At 51.5% G+C, this 14,398-nt stretch carries 15 protein-coding genes; 13 read left to right on the forward strand and 2 right to left on the reverse strand.

Features of this window, described 5'->3' with window-relative positions:
* Positions 1-73 precede the first annotated feature (73 nt).
* On the forward strand, positions 74-418 hold the full coding sequence (locus J9260_RS15260; protein ID WP_210218572.1) for a hypothetical protein: 345 nt from the start codon (positions 74-76) through the stop codon (positions 416-418).
* An 88-nt stretch (positions 419-506) separates the two neighbouring features.
* Positions 507-1,388, forward strand: a complete 882-nt coding sequence (locus J9260_RS15265) for a rhodanese-like domain-containing protein (protein WP_210218573.1) — start codon at positions 507-509, stop codon at positions 1,386-1,388.
* Positions 1,389-1,459: 71 nt separating this feature from the next.
* Here the strand turns inward: J9260_RS15265 and J9260_RS15270 are convergent, their stop codons facing one another.
* Positions 1,460-1,954 carry a Crp/Fnr family transcriptional regulator gene (locus tag J9260_RS15270; protein ID WP_210218574.1) on the reverse strand — a complete coding sequence of 165 codons (495 nt, stop codon included), beginning with the start codon at positions 1,952-1,954 and terminating at the stop codon, positions 1,460-1,462.
* Between the two features lie 111 nt (positions 1,955-2,065).
* On the opposite strand from J9260_RS15270, the gene J9260_RS15275 reads away from it, so the two are divergent.
* The 10 genes from J9260_RS15275 to J9260_RS15320 all read left to right on the forward strand — a co-directional run bounded on the left by J9260_RS15275 (position 2,066) and on the right by J9260_RS15320 (position 13,356).
* Positions 2,066-2,305, forward strand: coding sequence for a BolA family protein (locus J9260_RS15275; protein WP_210218575.1), 240 nt, complete (start codon positions 2,066-2,068; stop codon positions 2,303-2,305).
* 16 nt (positions 2,306-2,321) lie between these two features.
* Entirely contained in the window at positions 2,322-3,047 is a 726-nt protein-coding gene (locus J9260_RS15280) for an LOG family protein (RefSeq protein WP_210218576.1), read from the forward strand.
* A gap of 2 nt (positions 3,048-3,049) precedes the next feature.
* Positions 3,050-3,511, forward strand: coding sequence for a hypothetical protein (locus J9260_RS18705; protein WP_246499472.1), 462 nt, complete (start codon positions 3,050-3,052; stop codon positions 3,509-3,511).
* A 3-nt stretch (positions 3,512-3,514) separates the two neighbouring features.
* Complete coding sequence (locus J9260_RS15290; RefSeq protein ID WP_210218577.1) at positions 3,515-4,675, forward strand: homoserine kinase; 1,161 nt, start codon at positions 3,515-3,517, stop codon at positions 4,673-4,675.
* Positions 4,672-5,835: a cation diffusion facilitator family transporter gene (locus J9260_RS15295; protein WP_210218578.1), complete on the forward strand. Its 1,164-nt coding sequence runs from the start codon at positions 4,672-4,674 to the stop codon at positions 5,833-5,835. The genes J9260_RS15290 and J9260_RS15295 overlap by 4 nt, the downstream gene beginning before the upstream one ends.
* Positions 5,836-6,052: 217 nt before the next feature.
* Entirely contained in the window at positions 6,053-8,227 is a 2,175-nt protein-coding gene (locus J9260_RS15300) for a glutamine synthetase III family protein (RefSeq protein ID WP_210218579.1), read from the forward strand.
* A 134-nt stretch (positions 8,228-8,361) separates the two neighbouring features.
* Positions 8,362-9,771: a glutamate--ammonia ligase gene (gene glnA / locus J9260_RS15305; protein WP_210218580.1), complete on the forward strand. Its 1,410-nt coding sequence runs from the start codon at positions 8,362-8,364 to the stop codon at positions 9,769-9,771.
* 139 nt (positions 9,772-9,910) lie between these two features.
* Positions 9,911-11,545, forward strand: a complete 1,635-nt coding sequence (locus tag J9260_RS15310; RefSeq protein WP_210218581.1) for a sulfatase-like hydrolase/transferase — start codon at positions 9,911-9,913, stop codon at positions 11,543-11,545.
* Between the two features lie 120 nt (positions 11,546-11,665).
* A complete protein-coding gene (locus J9260_RS15315) occupies positions 11,666-12,508 on the forward strand; it encodes a prolyl hydroxylase family protein (protein WP_210218582.1) in 843 nt (280 codons plus the stop codon).
* A gap of 17 nt (positions 12,509-12,525) precedes the next feature.
* A complete protein-coding gene (locus J9260_RS15320) occupies positions 12,526-13,356 on the forward strand; it encodes a prolyl hydroxylase family protein (RefSeq protein ID WP_210218583.1) in 831 nt (276 codons plus the stop codon).
* Positions 13,357-13,441: 85 nt separating this feature from the next.
* On the opposite strand, the gene J9260_RS15325 is transcribed toward J9260_RS15320, so the two are convergent.
* On the reverse strand, positions 13,442-13,684 hold the full coding sequence (locus J9260_RS15325) for a hypothetical protein (RefSeq protein ID WP_210218584.1): 243 nt from the start codon (positions 13,682-13,684) through the stop codon (positions 13,442-13,444).
* 77 nt (positions 13,685-13,761) lie between these two features.
* Between J9260_RS15325 and J9260_RS15330 the strand changes: the two genes are divergently transcribed.
* On the forward strand, positions 13,762-14,382 hold the full coding sequence (locus tag J9260_RS15330) for a hypothetical protein (protein ID WP_210218585.1): 621 nt from the start codon (positions 13,762-13,764) through the stop codon (positions 14,380-14,382).
* The last annotated feature ends 16 nt before the right edge of the window (positions 14,383-14,398 follow it).

Raw genomic sequence — 14,398 nt, forward strand, 5'->3', positions numbered from 1 at the left:
GGCTGGAAATGAATTCTGTTAAATGTATGCCTCACCACGAAAACTAAAGCAATTTACAGTTAGGATCATCAGGATGAAAAAATTACCCCATTTCTTTTTATTGGCTTTGTTATCCATCACCAGTTTAACCGCGTGTGCTGAAGATGATCCGGCGAAGGCTGCGACGGCTGCACCAGCAGATGCGAAAGTTGCTGAAACGGCTGCACCTGCGAGTGAAGCTAAACCAGCGGAAACCGCAACAACACCAGCAGCCACAACAACAGATGCAGCCAAACCTGCCACTGATACCGCAGCTCCCGCAGCAACAGACGCAGCTAAACCTGCTACCGACGCTGCGGCTCCTGCACCAGCGGGCGAAGCCAAACCTGCTGAAGGCGGCGACGCAAAGAAAAAAGGCGATGAGCCGGATTGCAACTAGGCCATTACCGACTGAGCACGATTGAATCGCCTTGCCTTGGAGAGGAGCAAGTGCGGTTAAATCTTATAACCACCATTGGAGGACTTACATGAAATTAACGAAACTGTTGGGTATTGCTGCATTGGCAGCAGGTTTGAGCTTTTCAAGCGCGGTCATCGCGGCTGACGAAGCCAAGCCGGTTGGTATTACTGCTGACAAGATGAGCGTTACTGTTAAACACGACGGTAAAGATGTTGAAATCAAGCGTAACCAAGACAACAAAGCGGTTGTTGTTGATGACTTCGCGAAAACCTCACGCCCTTGCCCACCGTTCTGTATTCAACCTGACACCATTGCTGATGGCGTACAAACCATCGCTGAAATGGGCATGTTAGGCTATCTGGAAAAGATGAACGGCGGTGATAAAAGCATTTTGGTGGTTGACTCACGTACCCCAGACTGGGTTGAGAAAGGCACGATTCCGGGCGCGAAAAACATTCCTTGGGAAGGTTTAGCACCGGACAAAGGCGCGAGCACTGACGACATTATCAAGATTTTGACCGAAGACTTCGGCGCGAAATTGGCAGATGGCAAAGACTCTTTAGCCGTTGATGAAGCGGTAGCGGCTGGCGGCGACGCAGTAAGCAAAGTATTTGACTACTCAGGTGCGAAAACACTGGTCATGTTCTGTAACGGTATGTGGTGCGGTCAATCACCAACCAATATCAAAACGCTGTTGAAGTTTGGCTACCCGGCAGACAAAATCAAGTGGTATCGCGGTGGGATGCAAGACTGGGCTATCCTCGGTTTGACTACCGTTAAACCAGCAGGTGCTGCGAAAGCAGAAGAAAAACCAGCCGATGCTAAACCGGCGGATGCAAAACCAGCAGAAGCAAAAGCGGATGCTAAACCTGCGGATGCTAAGCCAGCAGAAGCGAAAGCCGATGCTAAACCTGCGGACGCAAAACCGGCGGAAGGCGAGAAAAAGTAACCCGTTACTGTTTCCAGCTCACCAGAAAGCCAGCATTGCTGGCTTTCTTTTTTCACGGGCGGTGCGGCGTATTAACGGTAGCCTAAACCCGTTACCTGCTTATGTAATTTAGCGTTCTCATCGCTCAAATGACGCACCAAGCTATCCAAACTGCGAATCACAAACTCCAGCAAATTGGTGGCAATGTATGGCTCTTCAATCCGAATCCGGTTATACATTTGACGATTAATTTCCAGCAAACGCACCCCACTACGCCGCGCCCGTAACCGCACTGTGCGTGGTTGACGATCGAAAAACGACATTTCCCCCACCAAACAACCCGGTTCAATACGCCCCACCTCGAATTCTTTTTCGCCATCCACTTGCAATAATTTGATAGAACCGCCGATAACCAAGTAAAAACGATCGCTGATTTCGCCAATATCCGCGACCACTTCCTGCGAACCCATTTCACGGATGCGGGTATAACGCACGAAACGCGATACTTCTTCATCAGTTAACGCTGCACAAAACTCGTGACAGGTATCTTTGACTTGCTCAACCAACTGCGTACTCACCTTGTTCATCGACTTGCCCTTCTAAAATAATTGAATGCCGCCATTATACGCATAGTAATAAGCGTTGTCGGCGGGGGCATAGTATAATCTGCATCTTTGTCGCACCCGTGGAGCATTCCAATGAGCATCAGCAACGACGCAGTAAAACAAATGATTCAAGATAAACTGCCAGACGCACAAATCAGTGTCAGCGGTGACGGTTATAAATACGAAACTGACATTATCAGCGAGGCATTTACTGGTTTAAATACACTGAAACGCCACCAACTGGTTTACGCTGCGGTGAACGAGGCGATTACCTCCGGGCAATTGCACGCGCTCACGATCCGCACGTTTACTCCGGCTGAAAAAACCGCTTAACCGGAAACCCTGCACTATGGATGCACAACACCGTAACCATCATCCCGCGTTGATGCCCATCAGTGACGAAGAACTCGCCCGCGAAAGCTGGAAAGTGTTTCAGATCATGGGGGAATTTGTGGATGGCTTTGAACGCTTGGCACATTTACGCCCGTCGGTGAGTATTTTTGGGTCGGCACGTATTTTAGCGGATGACCCACTGTACGCTTTGACGGAAGCCATTGCGCACAAGTTATCGGATGCGGGTTTCGCGGTGGTCAGCGGTGGCGGCCCCGGCTTAATGGAAGCCGCCAACAAAGGGGCATTCGCCGGGAAATCGCCCAGCGTCGGTTTAAACATTCAGCTACCGCACGAGCAACAGACCAACGCTTACCAAGATGTATCGCTGTATTTCCGGCACTTTTTCTCACGCAAGGTGATGTTTGTTAAATACGCTTCTGCTTACGTGGTAATGCCCGGTGGTTTTGGCACATTGGATGAATTGGCGGAAATCATTACCTTGGTACAAACCGGGAAAAGCCGTAAGATACCCATCGTGCTAGTGCACACGCCATTCTGGACGGGGCTACTGGAGTGGTTCAGGAATACGCTGGTAAAACAGGGTACAATAGCTGCCGATGACTTGGATTTGTTTGTCGTCCTTGATGACGCAGATGCCATCGTTAAACACATTTTCCACTATTACGAACGCGCGGTTTCCGGCCCCTCTGCTGCCGAACGCGCTAATTTCATGGAGATATAATAATGAAAACAACCGTCTTACTGGCTGTTGCTCTTGGGCTGACAACACTCAGCGGTGTAGCCGCTCATGCCGATGAAACCGCACCATCGGTTTACGCGATTGAACCGATGGCTGCGGAAGCAATGCCGGAAGTTGCCCCACAAGCGGTAGTAGCTGATGTTGAAGCTGAAGTGGAACCAGTCGCCGTTGACGTACCGATGGAAGAAGCGACTGTTGCTTCCGCTGACAGCGTAGACAGCGAAACCGTTGGCAAGCTGAAAATGCAAAACATCCGTGTGGAAGACCGCTTCGGCACGATTGAAGAAGACCGCGTGCAAGCCATGCGCAGCGAATTACGTTACGTGCCAACGGGCAGCGCGGACGGTTACAACCTGATTGAGTCCAACGGCTCACAAGGTAAAAGCCAAAGTGCGCACCAAGGCAGCGATATGAAAATTTCCAGTTGGAAACTATTTACTTGGTAATGCATGTCAGTTTATACCCCCGTTAGTGCCGCCGAGTTAGCTGCCTTTTTAAGCGATTATCCCGTCGGCGAGTGCGTGGGGTTTGCTGGTATTCAAGCTGGCATTGAAAACAGCAATTTCTTTGTCAGCACCACCACTGGGGAATACGTTCTCACCTTATTTGAGCAACACCGCCCCGACGCTTTGCACTATTTTCTCGCATTGCTGCAACATTGGGCTGCGGCAGGCATTCCCGTGCCTGCGCCTTTGGCAAACCGGCATGGCGAAGTCTTAGGCACATTAAACGCAAAACCCGCCGCGCTGGTGGCGCGTTTACCTGGCACACACCCACAGCAAACCACGCCCGCTCAATGTGCCGCGATTGGTGCAATGTTGGCACGGATGCACCTTGCAGCGCGGGATTTTACCCTGCATCGCGCTTCCGACCGTGACCACCGTTGGCGAATGCAAATGGCGCACACCGTGTTGCCGCAATTGGACGCAGCGGATGCCGAATTGTTGCGTGCCGAAATTGCCTTTCAGCAGACCATTGCGTTTGCAGAATTGCCACAAGGCACGATTCACGCAGATTTATTTCGTGATAATGTGTTATTTGATGCGGAAAACCTCAGTGGTGTGCTGGACGTGTATTTCGCTTGCAACGACTGTTTGTTATACGACTTGGCGGTAGTGGTAAATGACTGGTGTTGTCAGGCGGATGGCTCATTGGATGAAACGCGCTTGCAAGCGTGCGTCAGCCATTACCAAGCCTTACGCCCGTGGGAACCGCAGGAACAGCAGGCGTGGCCTGCATTGCTACGCACCGCCGCGTTACGCTTTTGGCTGTCGCGCCTGTATGAACAGCACAACCCGCGCCCCGGCGAGTTAACCTTGCAAAAGAATCCGCTGGAATTTCGCCAAAAATTACAACACCGTATTGCCGCCATGACACCTGAAGCTGTTCACGTCAATGCACGCCGCTTACTGTGCCCACTGCCAGTAATTCGCGTGCAACAAGCCATTGAAAGCCTCCCTGCCGGAACCTGCGTTACCGCTGTTTGCACCGACCCCGGTGCGTTACACGATATTCCCGCATGGGCGCGGATTCACGGACACTGCGTGCTGGAAACCCGCACCGAAGGGCGTGAATACACCATTGTGCTGCAAACCGGAGGCCAGCCATGAGCGGACATCACCACGCCCCAACGGAAGCCAACGCCCCGGACAACAGCCGCAAAGCCGTTACCAGCCGGGTAGCGATGGTGGGCATGGCGGTTAATATTTTCCTCACCATTGCGCAAATCATTGGTGGCATTTTGACGCACTCGCAAGCCTTGGTAGCGGATGCAATGCATACCCTGTCAGACTTGGTGGGCGATATTGTGGTGCTGTTTGCCGCGCATCATGCGGGAAAAGCAGCCGATGCCAACCACCCTTACGGGCATGGGCGCATTGAAACCCTCGCCACGGTCATTTTGGGTATTTTGCTCGGTGGCGTTGCTGCCGCTATTTTCCTGCAAGCATGGGATCGACTCGCGGGTGATGCGCCATTAGTGACCCCGGAACCTTGGGCAATGGCTATTGCAGCACTGGCGATTATCGGCAAGGAAGGGCTTTATCAGTACACCGTCCACGTTGCCAAACGCATCAGTTCGCCGATGCTCAAAGCTAGTGCATGGCATCACCGTTCGGATGCCATTTCATCGGTGTTGGTATTGTTGGCGATTGGCGGGGCGCAACTGGGTTTCCCTTGGTTAGATTCAGTGGCGGCGATACTTGTCGCCATCATGATTTTTTACATGGCGATCCAACTGATTCTGGAAAGCACCAGCGAACTGGTGGATACCGGGCTGGACGCGCAGGAAGTGCAGGATATTCGTGATTTCATTTGCGCCATCAACGGGGTGGAAAGCGTGCATTTATTACGCACACGTCGTATGGGTGGGCGCGTATTAGCTGACGTGCATTTGCAAGTGGATGGGCGCATCAGCGTGTCCGAAGGGCATCACATCGGCGAAACCGTGATGTACCGCTTACGCAAACAGTTTCCCAGCATTAGCGATGTGGTAATTCACATTGACCCGGAAGACGATGAAACGGTGCATCCGTGTAAAAATCTGCCGTCGCGTGCCGAATTACTAAGCACATTGCAGGCACTCCCGGAGGCGGCAACACTTTTAGCCAGCGTCGACGACCTCACCTTGCATTACAACGGCGGCAAACTCCAACTGGAAATAGTTTTGAAAGAAACACCTTCTGCGGAAGTACTCGCGGCATTTCGGCACGCTTGCGGTAGCATCCCCTTAATTGAGCACGCCAGCTTTTTCACCAAAATAGTGCATTAATTGTGTGTTAAGCACTGTTTTGGTGATAGCAAATAAACCCCTCACCCCCCAACCCCCTCTCCCGCCAAGCGGTAGAGGGGGAGCAAGAGACTGTTTTCCTTATCCCCTCTCTCGTTTGACGGGAGAGGGGTTGGGGTGAGGGATTTTTTATGGAATGGCACAAAACTTGCATACTTCCTCATCATTTGTGATTTATTCTATCGAACGAGGTTAATAGATGAGCAGCAATTTAGCGCGTACCCAAGCAATCCAGACCATCAGCCAACGTTCCCCAATGGATCTCGGCAAAACCGATCCATTAAGCAAAATCTGGGCTTGTGACGTTTTCAATCTGGCACGCATGGAAGAATGCCTTTCCAAAAATGCCTTCAAAGCCATGAAGAAAACCTTCCAGACGGGCGCACCACTTGACCCTGCAACAGCGGATGTTGTCGCAGCGGCAATGAAAGAATGGGCGATGTCTAAAGGCGCGAAATTCTTCTCACACATTTTCTACCCGATGACCAATGCTACGGCTGAAAAGCACGACGGCTTCATCATCACCAGCCCAGAAGGCAATGCCATCACTGATTTCAGCGGCAGCCTGCTGATCAAGGGCGAACCGGATGGTTCTTCTTTCCCTAACGGCAGCATCCGTGCAACTAACTCTGCGCGTGGTTACACCGCATGGGATCCAACCAGCCCTGCGTACATTATGCACACTGCTAATGGCGCAACACTGATGATTCCTTGCGTATTCCTGTCTTGGACTGGCGAAGCACTCGACAAGAAAATCCCATTACTGCGCTCCAATGCAGCGATGAACGCGGCTGCCCAGCGCGTATTGAAACTGATGGGCGAAACTGACGTTGCCACCCTGAACTCTAGCTGTGGCGCGGAACAGGAATACTTCCTGATCGACGAAGCCTTTGCTACTGCCCGCCCTGACATCCTGTTGTCTGGTCGCAGCCTGTTTGGTGCAGCTCCGGCGAAAGGTCAACAATTCGATGACCATTACTTCGGCGCAATCCCAGAGCGCGTCCAAGTCTACATGCAAGACATCGAAGACAAGCTCTACCGCTTGGGCATTCCTGCTAAAACCCACCACAACGAAGTTGCACCGGGTCAGTTTGAAATCGCACCTTACTTTGAAGCAGCGAACGTTGCGGCTGACCATCAGCAATTGCTGATGACCATCATGAAAACCACCGCGAAAGCCCACGGTTTCCTGTGCATGTTGCATGAAAAACCGTTCGCTGGCGTAAACGGTTCAGGCAAACACGTTAACTGGTCTGTGGGTAACAGCACTCAAGGCAACTTGCTTGATCCGGGTAATACCCCAGAAGACAACCTGCACTTCTTGGCATTCTGCGGCGCGGTAATCCGTGGCGTACATTTGTTTGGGCCATTGCTGCGTGCGGTTATCGCATCTGCATCTAACGACCACCGTTTGGGCGCGAACGAAGCACCTCCGGCGATTTTGTCAGTTTATTTGGGCGACCAACTCGAAAAAGTTTTCCAAGACATCAAAGACGGCAAAATCCTCAAAACGGCAAAAGGCGGCAAGATGGATTTAGGTCTGTCCCAGATTCTGCACTTCGACCGTGACCCCGGCGACCGTAACCGTACTTCACCGTTTGCGTTCACTGGCAACCGTTTTGAATTCCGTGCAGTGGGTTCTTCACAGTCCGTGTCTGGCCCGTTAATTGCCATGAACACCATGCTGGCTGACTCCCTGAACTGGGTTGCTGACAAGTTGGAAGCAGAACTCACCGGCGGCAAAGACGTTGCGACTGCTACCTTAGCGGTACTGAAAACGTTGATGGAACAACACGGTAACGCGGTATTCGGCGGTAACGGTTACTCCCCAGACTGGCACAAAGCCGCTGTTGAAGAGCGCGGCCTGAAAAACCTGCCAACCTCTGCGGATGCATTGCCAGAACTGTTAAGCCCTGAAGTAGCCGGTTTGTTCGAGCGCACTGGCGTTTTGACTCCGGCAGAACTGCACAGCCGTTTTGAAGTTTACGCTGAACAATACATCAACAGCATCGACGTAGAAGCCAAGCTGATGGTTAACATGGCTACCACCATGATTTACCCTGCGGCGGTTACTTACCTGTCTGAGTTGGCAGCGACTTCCGCTAACCTGCAAGAGCTGGGCATTTCACTGGATAACAGCGTTGCACAAAGCGTTGCTACAACAGCCAATGCACTGATGGTTGCAGTTGGTAAGTTAAGTGAAGCCCGTGCTAAACACGACTTCGACAGCGTGCAAGACCACATGCGCTTCTTGGCTGATACCGTGCGCGGCTTAATGACCGAAGTTCGTGCTCACGCTGACACCCTCGAAACGCTGATTTCTGACGAAATGTGGCCACTGCCTAAATACAGCGAAATGCTGTTCATCAAGTAAGGGTAATCCCTGCTACGAAGGGCGTGATTTATCACGCCCTTTTTTTTGCCTATTATTTACAGTGCCCCCTAGTCTGCGTAACATCGCGGCTTATCTGAAAAACTATTATTTTTCTACTCATCAGGAGGCTTGCAATGTCTGCACAAGACGTTCTTAACATGATCAAAGATAACGACGCGAAATACGTCGATTTTCGTTTCACTGATACCCGTGGCAAAGAGCATCACGTTACCGTTCCTGCTTATACCGTAGAAGAAGACACCTTCACTGAAGGCAAAATGTTCGACGGCTCTTCCATTGCTGGCTGGAAAGGTATCAACGAATCCGACATGATTCTGATGCCAGACCCAACTACCGCATTCGTTGACCCGTTTTTCCAAGACGTAACCGTAAACATTTCCTGCGGTATCGTTGACCCAACCACGATGGAAGGTTACGAGCGTGACCCGCGTTCCATCGCGATGCGTGCAGAAGCGTATTTGAAATCCACCGGCATTGCTGACACCGCATTCTTTGGCCCGGAACCTGAATTCTTCATCTTTGATGACGTGCGCTGGGGTTCGGACATGAGCGGTTCTTTCGTTAAAATTGACTCGCAAGAAGCAGGCTGGAACTCCGAAAAAGTGTATCCAGACGGCAATATGGGACATCGCCCAACCACCAAAGGCGGTTACTTCCCTGTTCCTCCTGTCGATTCTTTCCAAGACATCCGTTCCACCATGTGTAACATTCTGGAAGAAGTCGGCGTTCCGGTTGAAGTTCACCACCACGAAGTCGCTACCGCAGGCCAGTGCGAAATCGGTACACGTTTTGCGACATTGACCACCCGTGCGGATTGGGTGCAACGTCAAAAATACGTTATCCACAACGTTGCGCATCAGTACGGCAAAACCGTTACCTTCATGCCTAAACCTATCGTCGGCGACAATGGTTCTGGGATGCACGTGCATATGTCTTTAGCAAAAGACGGCGTAAACACTTTCGCGGGCGACGGTTATGCGGGTTTGTCTGAAACCGCGCTGTACTACATCGGCGGTGTTATCAAACACGCTAAAGCACTGAACGCGATCACCAATCCGGGCACAAACTCTTACAAGCGTTTGGTTCCTGGCTTTGAAGCACCGGTTATGCTGGCTTATTCCGCACGTAACCGTTCCGCGTCTATCCGCATCCCGTTCGTGGCAAGCCCGAAAGGTCGCCGTATCGAAGTGCGTTTCCCTGACCCGTCTGCTAACCCTTACCTCGCATTTGCAGCACTGATGATGGCAGGCTTGGATGGCATCAAGAACAAGATTCATCCAGGTGAAGCGATGGATAAAGACTTGTACGACCTGCCACCGGAAGAAGACAAACTCATCCCACGGGTTTGCCACTCTTTGGATATGGCACTGGATGCACTCGACAAAGACCGTGAATTCCTGACCGCAGGCGGTGTATTCACCAACGACATGATTGATGCTTATATCGACCTGAAAATGGAAGAAGTAACCCGCTTCCGCATGACAACTCACCCGGTTGAGTTTGATATGTACTACTCACTCTAAGCTTCGCGCTTAAAGCTGGTAGCTGAAAACGCCTCCTCGTGAGGCGTTTTTTATGCCCTTCATCCAAGTTAATGCAACTAATGTGACAAATTGATGACAAAGCGGTTATCCTAGCCAAGAAAATTTTATTGGGGAACCCATGTCGCACCATTACCGCCGTTACCTTCCACTGTTGATTGTCCTTCCCGTGACGTTGGTAATGCCCTATATCCTCACCGTGGATCAAGGCACTAACGGTGTATGGGGTGCTGTTTACAATCGTCTGTATATTTTTCTGACATGGGCAAGCTTGTTTGGCGGCATCCTCGCACTGGCACGTCGCCCTTGGTTCGCCGCTGGCATGGCCTCGCTGACGCTGGTGGGTTTGTGGGTTGGGGCTGCGATTAAATACCAGTTTCTTGGCTCACAATTGGTTGCACCCGATCTGATTGTCGCGCTATTGAGCGGGGAAACCTTGCTGGAAATGGGTTTGTTACCCACCGCACTGATTACCGGTTATTGCTTGCTGCTATTGCTATTGCTGTGGTTGGAAAAACCGCTGCGCTTAGGTGAACATAAAGTTGCCATCGCCACTTGGATCGGGGTAATGCTCGGCTTCACTGCATTGAACTTACCCAACAATTACGTCGATTTGCAATGGACTGTGCAATACAAAAACACCTTCCCCACCTTTGTGCAGAGCATTTGGCGCACCCAACTGCAAGAACCCGAACATCCCGGCAAAGCCAGCTATTGCTGCTTCAAAGCGGATACGCAAGCCGCTAGTTTTACCCAAGCTCCGACGGAAAAGCCCAACATTGTGGTGATTTTGGAAGAGTCGACCTTTCCCTTGGAACTCATTTCAACGTTTAAAGCTGAAGGTAAATTCTTCAAGGACGCTTACCCGCTCAAAGTGCATACGGCGGGAGGTTCAACTTGGGTGCAGGAAATCGCATTTTTGCACGGAGTCGCGCCACCGTTGTATGGTGATGGCTGGAAATCTATCAATTTATTCACACCCGGACGCTTAGATGGACGCATTGCGCCACAACTAGCCGCGCAGGGGTATCGCACCAAAACGATCTACCCCACCGCTGGGCGGTTTTACGGCGGGCAACGTTTCCACGAACAATTGGGGATTCAGGATTTTATCGACTGCAAAGCCTTACCAGAATGCGCAAAACGCCAATGGAACCGCATCCCGGATGAAATCTTTTTTGATGAAGCAGTCAAGCAAATCAAAACCAATGATCAACCGTTATTCACATTCGTTGCCACCATGCGGCAGCATTCACCGCACGAAAAAAACAGCAAACCGGACAGCCAACGCTGTGATGCGAGTCTGTCGCCCAAGCAATGCTCGATTTTGCTGGATTACAACGACCGCTTAAAACTGTCGGTTAAAGCGTATGAAAACTTCGTTGCCCAGCTTAAAAAATTGCCGGAACGCACCATCGTGGTCGCGTTTGGAGATCACATCCCCGGCGATGTAGCGGCAAACTTCACCGAAAGCAGCTTTTACAAACAAGACCGCTTCCGCACGTTTTTCAATGTGTGGGATTCAGCGCACGGCTTTGTAACACGCGAGGTGCTGGATGGGCAGGAATTTGAAACCATTGATATTGCGATGCTGGATGCCTTGACCCTGCGTTATGCTGGATTTGAAAGCCGCTACGTCAGCGATAAGCTGGTGCATATGCAGGAATGTTCCGGGAGTTTTTGTGCGTTTGACACCGGCTACACCCACGGCAATACCGCGTTGACCCAACTACAACCACCACCGCCTTCGCCGTAATTCCCGCGCTACCGCTCCTCGTTTTTTTGCCACAATTCGGCGGATAACGTCGGAGCGGATCGACAAATCCAGTAAGATACCCCTACAAACTCTACCAATATTAATAAAGAGGAGGCGGTAATGTCAGCACTGGATCAAGAATGGCAACTGTGGCTGGATGACAATTTATTGCGCGGCTGTCACGTTGGCGATCTGTATAAAATTATGCGTGATAACGGCTTTGACATCAGCACCATCCAAGCCATGATGGGCGATGCTTTTCCGGTCGGCATTGAAACGCAGACTGATAATGCACCCAGCGTAGATTACCTGGCGTTAGCGCAAACCCTTGAAACGCAACAAGAACGCATTGGGGCAAAACGTTTTGATACCGATTTAATCCAGCTCTATACCATTGATGATTTCCTCACCCCCGACGAATGCGCCAAAGTTATCGCCCTGACCCAAGCAAAATTACGCCCGTCAGAAGTTTCCCACGACAACGGCGATAAAGCGTTTCGCACCAGCATGACCTGCCACTTAAATGATCACGAAGACCCGTTTGTGCGCTACATTGACGACAAAATTTCACGGGCATTGGGCGTGCGTTTAGCGTATTCGGAAGCGATTCAGGCGCAACATTACGCTATCGGGCAAGAATTCAAAGCGCACCACGATTATTTTTCGCCCAATATGGACGTTTATCAAGAATTTACCGGGGAAATGGGGCAGCGTACTTGGACATTCATGATCTACCTGAATGACACCCCCAAAGGCGGCGGCACTCACTTCCTGTATTTGGATCAGATTTTCTACCCGAAACAAGGGCAAGCGGTGATTTGGAATAATCTGTACCCCGATGGCACACCCAACCGAAATACCTTACACCACGGAATGCCGGTGGAAGAAGGCCAAAAAGTCATTATTACCAAGTGGTTCCGTGAAAAAGGTTCCGGCGACATGTTTTATCACACCAATCACTAACGTTTGCAGGTATTGCCATGATTTCAACCTTGGATAAAGAATGGCAGGTGTGGTTAGACGAAAATCTTGCACGCCCCTGCGACCCGCTGGAGCTGTATGACATTATGCGCTCTGCCGGTTTTAGCAATTCCACCCTACAAGCAGTGATGGGCAATGCTTATCCGCCTCAGTATAAAGATGCGCCGTACCCTGCCAGCATTGATTACCAAGCTCTATCACAACGTATGGAACGCCCTGAAATGCAGGGTATTGCACAGCGTTTCCCCAGTGATGAGGTGCAACTCTATACCATTGATAATTTTTTAACCGAAGCGGAATGCCAACAATTAATTGAACACGGGCGCGAACGCTTAACCCCCTCGCAAACTACGCACTCCAACGGTGACCCGTATTTCCGTACCAGCATGACCTGTCATCTGGAAATGCATACTTACCCGTTTATCAAAGCCATTGATGAAAAAATATCGCACGCGCTGGGGATTCGCTGGCCTTATTCCGAGCCAATTCAAATGCAGGCTTATCAAGTCGGGCAGGAATTGAAAGCGCATCACGATTACTTCCCACTAAATCCAGATATTTACCCCAAGGTTGCAGGTAAAGCCGGACAGCGCACTTGGACATTTGCGGTTTATCTGAATGAAGTGGAACAAGGTGGCGGCACGTATTTTCCTTACCTTGATCACACCATTTATCCCAAAACAGGACGCGCAGCTATCTGGAACAACCTAGCCGCAGATGGAGTCATTAATCGCCAGACACTGCATTGCGGGATGCCGGTTGAGAGCGGGGAAAAATTTATTATTACCAAATGGTTCCGAGAACACGGCTTTGGCTCTGTGTTTATCTGATTGATTCAGCCAAGCAATAAAAAGGCTTCCCTTGAGAAGCCTTTTTTATGTCAGCGACATGGTTAGTCGCTGACGTTGAGGACGCTTAACGCGCTAATGGATCATCGTGTTTGCTAACCCAGCTTTGGCTTGCATCACACCAACCCATGCCACTACCACCACCGCTGCTAGGGGATGAACTAGGTGCAGGTGACGGACTAGGGGAAGGCGATGGTGTGTAATGCTGCGGTGCTGGTGATGGCGCAGGCGAGCTTCTTGGGCCACGCGGGTCAGCCAACGGATCAGTGCGCGTGTCATTCCAACTTTGCGTCGCATCACACCAACCCAATGGCGCAGGAGCCGGAGTAGGACATGGTGTTGGTGCTGGCGTAGGCCGTGGCGTTGGGGTAGGACACGGCGTCGGCGTTGGCGTTGGCGTTGGCGTCGGCGTTGGCGTTGGCGTTGGCGTTGGCGTTGGCGTTGGCGTTGGCGTTGGCGTTGGCGTTGGCGTTGGCGTTGGCGTTGGCGTTGGCGTTGGCGTTGGCGTTGGCGTTGGCGTTGGCGTTGGCGTTGGTGTCGGGCACGGCGTTGGTGTCGGCGTTGGTGTCGGCGTTGGTGTCGGCGTTGGTGTCGGCGTTGGTGTCGGCGTTGGTGTCGGCGTTGGTGTCGGCGTTGGTGTCGGCGTTGGTGTCGGCGTTGGTGTCGGCGTTGGTGTCGGCGTTGGTGTCGGCGTTGGTGTCGGCGTTGGTGTCGGTGTCGGTGTTGGTGTTGGCGTTGGCGTTGGTGTCGGCGTTGGTGTCGGCGTTGGTGTCGGGCACGGTGCTGGTGGGCATACTGGCGGACGGTTCATACCGCAACCATCATTGCCATGTCCATGACCACGACCATGAGAACCTTCGCCACGACCACTACCGTTGCCGTTTCCGTTTCCGTTGCCGTTGCCGTTGCCGTTGCCGTTGCCGTTGCCGTTGCCGTTTTCACCGCAATTGCCGCCGTTATTACCGCTGTTGTTTGCCATTTGCTGAATCATTTGCATCAACTGCATAATGATATTGAGCATATT

The organism is Thiothrix unzii (assembly GCF_017901175.1).
Lineage (GTDB): Bacteria > Pseudomonadota > Gammaproteobacteria > Thiotrichales > Thiotrichaceae > Thiothrix > Thiothrix unzii.